The 302-nt window shown below is 73.2% G+C and carries 1 pseudogene; it reads left to right on the top strand.

Going from position 1 to position 302, the window contains the following annotated elements:
* Nucleotides 1-302 (top strand): annotated as a pseudogene (locus J7F03_RS08000) (hypothetical protein); the annotation flags it as partial.

Genomic DNA, 302 nt, shown 5'->3' with positions numbered 1-302 from the left:
GACGGACGGTCCCCACCACGGTCATCGCGGCGCGGGAACGACGGACGGTCCCCACCACGGTCATCACGACCGCCACGGAAGCCACCACGCTCGTCATCACGACGCGGGAAGGACGGGCGGTCGCCACCACGGTCATCGCGGCGCGGGAAGCTCGGACGGTCGCCACGGTCGTCACGGCCGCGGAACCCACCACCGGTGGGACGGTCGCCACGGTCGTTCCCACGGAACGGCGGGCGGTCGCCACCACGGTCGTCACGACGCGGGAACGACGGACGGTCGCCACCACGGTCGTCACGACCGCG

Source organism: Streptomyces sp. ISL-43, from assembly GCF_018614195.1.
Taxonomy (GTDB): domain Bacteria; phylum Actinomycetota; class Actinomycetes; order Streptomycetales; family Streptomycetaceae; genus Streptomyces.
The sequence above is the reverse complement of the archived record's forward strand: the minus strand, read 5'-3'. Positions and strand labels throughout refer to the sequence as shown.